The sequence below is a fragment of the Ruegeria sp. HKCCD9138 genome, assembly GCF_057220975.1.
Genome location: NZ_JBWVAZ010000027.1, coordinates 1 through 2,192, shown reverse-complemented (window position 1 = coordinate 2,192; position 2,192 = coordinate 1). Strand labels below are relative to the sequence as shown.

Here is a 2,192-nt window from a genome sequence, read left to right as displayed (position 1 = left end):
CACCCAACGCGGCCTGGCCCGCGAAATCACCGGACAGGGCAGATACCGCTTCTGGGCCGCAGCAGTGTAGGGGGGGATGAATTTGAACGACGTCTGGTGTTCAACAGGCAATTGTATTTGCGGGATAACAGTATTCAGTTTGATGCAGACTGTGGTTGTCGAACACTGTTTTCGACACGACCTAAAGTCGCCTTGTTGGACTGAAGTTCATACGTTGGTCATACGAGAGGCTTCTTTCTAACCCGAGACGCTCCGCAAAGGCGTGGGGCATTGCGTGTGAGGCAAGTTTCTTAGTGATTGAGGCGTAACATAAATAATTGGAGCGACACCAAATATGCCAGATGAGATTGAAAGTGCTTTGGATCGAGCCCAAAAGCGTGGAAAACACGGGCGCCAGCAGGAAGAAGGTGTACTGGTCATCCGCACCATCGCGATGCCGGCGGACACAAACCCTTCCGGGGACATTTTTGGGGGCTGGTTGATGTCACAAATGGACCTCGCAGCTGGAAATATGGCGGGCAGAGTGTCTCAGGGACGAGGCGCCACGGTTGCCGTCGAGGCAATGCAGTTTTTGCGACCGGTAAAGGTCGGTGACGAAGTCACACTATATGCGACGCTATTGAGCATCGGTCGCACATCTATGCGCATTCATGTCGATGTTTGGGCGCGCGCCCGCTTTAAGGAAACATCCATGAAGGTGACAGACGCCGATTTTGTGTTCGTTGCGCTGGATGCAGACGGTCGACCAAGAGAGGTTGAAGACAAATGAGCAAAACCTGATGATTGGCTTTTAGCACTTACGACACATCCCATGTATGGCAAGGGGCGCAGGAGCATAGACACGGTTTTGTTGCGAAGTTTCTGACCGATCGAAGAGATCTCTCCGAACCATCGGATTAAACAGCCAATTCTGAAAAATGGCGAAAGTTAGAAGTGTAACAATTGTTGTGAAAGCGAGTAGAGGAACATGGAAGACTTGGTTGAAATCGGAAGAAGCTTCGTTCAGGCACTGCGCGATCGCAGGGGGCTCGTGAGTGTTGATGAAATGTATGCCGAAAACGCGCAGTCGATTGAGGCCGTGGTGCCTCCGGTTCGACAATTTCGCGTAACAAAGGGCCGAGAAGCCATCAAGGGCAAAAGAGAGGATTGGTCGGCAGCGTATGAAATACAAGAACTCGACATAGATGGCCCGTACGTCCACCCGCCCAACCGCTTTGGAGTGCGGTTCAGGGCTGAGGTCACTCAGAAGGCTACGGGTGAGCGGATGACCCTGCGCGAGATAGCCCTGTATTCGGTGGCAGATGGCAAGATTGTTCTGGAAGAGTTCTTCATGCTGCCGAAGTAAGAAAAGCGTCCGGCAACTGCTATTTGGTCTGGCACCAAAGCCTGCAACGCTTGTTGGTGAATGCCGGGGTCGTCAGTTATTCTAAAGTGCTAACCGGAGGTTGATGCTGGTTTGCCTGACCGTTTCCGTCAAGGAACCCTGTCACGATTGACGTTAGTTCGTCCCAATCAGTAAATTCCTGTGCCCCATCTCGTGGATCGATTTTCCGACCCAGCAAGACGACGTGCCGCACGATTTCCCTTTCAAAGTACCCATAGTTTTCGGGTCTCACCGCGCCCGCGACCAGCGCGGTCGCGTCGGGTTCAAATTCTGTTCGCATCAGCATTTCGTTGAGATAGTCTTGGGCTTCTTCGCGACCTGAGGCAAACGCTGCTTTCAGACCAACCGAAAGCACGAGAGATCTTCGTTTCAACAACTCGTCCTTGTTGGACGTGATAAACGCTTCGAAGGCTTCAGGGTGCCGACGCTCGTGAACAGGAGCTACAAGAATAATGCGGTCGACATCTTCCAAGGGCGCTGGACCGGACAATTCGTCGGTATTGATCAGCCTCATATTGCATCCGGCTTCCTTCGCGATATTGCTGATAAAACGCGCGATTTTGGCTGACTGGCCTTGAACGGTAGCGAAGGCGATAAGCACTGTCATTCCGATCCTCCCATAAATCGGCCTGAATAGCGTTCAGAGTATGATGAATTGGCTGGCGTTCGCCCTTGATTGAGATCAAGGGCGACTCTCAGTTGACTTGGAGAGAGTTGTAGAACGTCGTTGCGACGCAACCTACTGCTGCTGCTGGGCTGGCGCCGTTTCTGCCGGTCTCGAGCGGCCACCGGTTCGACCGCCACGCGC

Annotated in this window: 3 protein-coding genes; 2 read left to right on the top strand and 1 reads right to left on the bottom strand. The window is 53.0% G+C overall.

Annotated features, from left to right (window positions below; translation table 11 throughout):
* Positions 1–334: 334 nt before the first annotated feature.
* Entirely contained in the window at positions 335–769 is a 435-nt protein-coding gene (locus AC2TEL_RS21605) for an acyl-CoA thioesterase (RefSeq protein WP_480862946.1), read from the top strand.
* Positions 770–967: 198 nt separating this feature from the next.
* A complete protein-coding gene (locus AC2TEL_RS21600; protein WP_480862944.1) occupies positions 968–1,345 on the top strand; it encodes a SnoaL-like domain-containing protein in 378 nt (125 codons plus the stop codon).
* A 76-nt stretch (positions 1,346–1,421) separates the two neighbouring features.
* On the opposite strand, the gene AC2TEL_RS21595 is transcribed toward AC2TEL_RS21600, so the two are convergent.
* Positions 1,422–1,991 (bottom strand): flavodoxin domain-containing protein, encoded by a 570-nt coding sequence (locus AC2TEL_RS21595; protein WP_480844586.1) that lies wholly within the window; start codon positions 1,989–1,991, stop codon positions 1,422–1,424.
* Positions 1,992–2,192: the final 201 nt, after the last annotated feature.

Coding starts and splice junctions, on each gene's coding strand:
- AC2TEL_RS21605 (WP_480862946.1), top strand. CDS start 335: ATGCCAGATGAGATTGAAAGTGCTTTGGATCGAGCCCAAAAGCGTGGA.
- AC2TEL_RS21600 (WP_480862944.1), top strand. CDS start 968: ATGGAAGACTTGGTTGAAATCGGAAGAAGCTTCGTTCAGGCACTGCGC.
- AC2TEL_RS21595 (WP_480844586.1), bottom strand. CDS start 1,991: ATGACAGTGCTTATCGCCTTCGCTACCGTTCAAGGCCAGTCAGCCAAA.